This window comes from Rhizobacter sp. P3_C12 (assembly GCF_056402735.1).
On sequence record NZ_JBFUGW010000570.1, the window covers coordinates 1 to 1,439 of the forward strand.

General features: G+C 71.4%; 1 protein-coding gene and 1 pseudogene. One reads left to right on the forward strand and one right to left on the reverse strand.

Annotation, left to right across the window (positions count from 1 at the left end; translation table 11 throughout):
- Positions 1–463 (reverse strand): annotated as a pseudogene (locus tag AC1DXV_RS34565) (hypothetical protein); the annotation flags it as partial.
- A 105-nt stretch (positions 464–568) separates the two neighbouring features.
- On the opposite strand from AC1DXV_RS34565, the gene AC1DXV_RS34570 reads away from it, so the two are divergent.
- A partial coding sequence (locus AC1DXV_RS34570; RefSeq protein ID WP_477938041.1) for a ComEC/Rec2 family competence protein occupies positions 569–1,439 on the forward strand: 871 nt, incomplete at its 3' end.

The window sequence follows — 1,439 nt, forward strand, 5'->3', positions numbered from 1 at the left end:
GGAGGGTCTTCATGAACATCCGTCCCTCCAGCGTTTGCGACAGCGTGGCTGCCTCGGCACCGAGCTGGCCGCTGCCTGCCCCTTGCACGATGACTCCCATGGGGCCTTCACAGATGGCCTTCCATGACGACAGCGTGCCCTCGCGATGGACATCTTCGAACTTGCACTTGGACGCGCGGCCACCGGTGCTGCGCATGGCCGCTTCGACCAGCGTCTGCTCAGGGGCCGCGCGAAGCGACTCGACCGCGAGGCAGGCGCGACCCGTCTTCGTGCCGCCACCGCCGGGCCCGCCTTCGGTGGCGACGATGAATTCCCAGAGGCCGGCGCCCGGGCCAGGGGCGGAGGCGGCGGGTGCCACGGCAACGGACGACGCAGGCGGCGTGACGGTCTGCGCGGCGGCAGGCAAGGCCATCGGCCCCGTGGCGAGAACGAGGAGAAGTGAGCTTGATTGAAGTGATTTCATGGGTGACATGCTCGATGGCCCTGGGCTGGATCCGGGAGGGATGCGAAACAGGATGCGCGCAAGGTTCTTACAGGCCACTTTCAAGCCGGGCCCTACACTGGCCCGATGCACAGACACGGCGGGCTGTACCTCGCGGGGATCACGGTCGCGTGGCTGCTGGGTGTCGCATGGCAGCTCCAGCAGCAGGCTGTCCAGCCGACCTGGGGCACGGCGCTGCTGCTCGCGGCAGCACTCCCTTGCACGATGCTCGCGTGGCGCTGGCGCCGCGGCGCACTGCTCGGCATGCTGGCCGCATCGCTCGCCGCATCAGTCGCGGGATTCGCTGCTTCCGACCTGCGCGCCTCGCTGCACCTGGCCGAGGCGCTCCCCACGGCGCTCGAAGGCGACGACCTCGTCCTCACCGGCATCGTCGCGAGCCTGCCCGACCACACCCCGTCCGGCCTGCAGTTCCGCTTCGAGGTCGACGATGCACGCCGGCGCGGCGAGCCGGTGGCCGTACCACCGCTCGTCTCGCTCGGCTGGTACAAGGGCTGGCACGATGACGGCCCGCTGAACGCCGAGCAAGCGCAGCTGCGCGCCGGCCAGGCCTGGCGCTTCACCACCCGCCTGCGCCAGCCGCACGGCAGCCTCAACCCGGGCGGCTTCGACATCGAGCTGATGCTGTTCGAGCAAGGCGTGCGCGCCACCGGCTACGTGCTCGACGGCCGCGCCGAGCTGCTCGACCCGGCCGCCGCTCACCCGCTCGAGCGCCTGCGCCAGCGCGTGCGCGACCGGTTGTACGCGCAGGTCGACGACCCGCAGGCGGCCGGCGTGCTGGCCGCGCTGGCGGTCGGCGACCAGTCCGCGATAGCGCGCGCCGACTGGCAGCTGTTCCGCACCACCGGCATCGCCCACCTCGTCAGCATCAGCGGCCTGCACATCACGATGTTCGCGTGGCTCGCCGCGCGGCTGGCCGGCGCGGCGTGGCGGCGCTCGG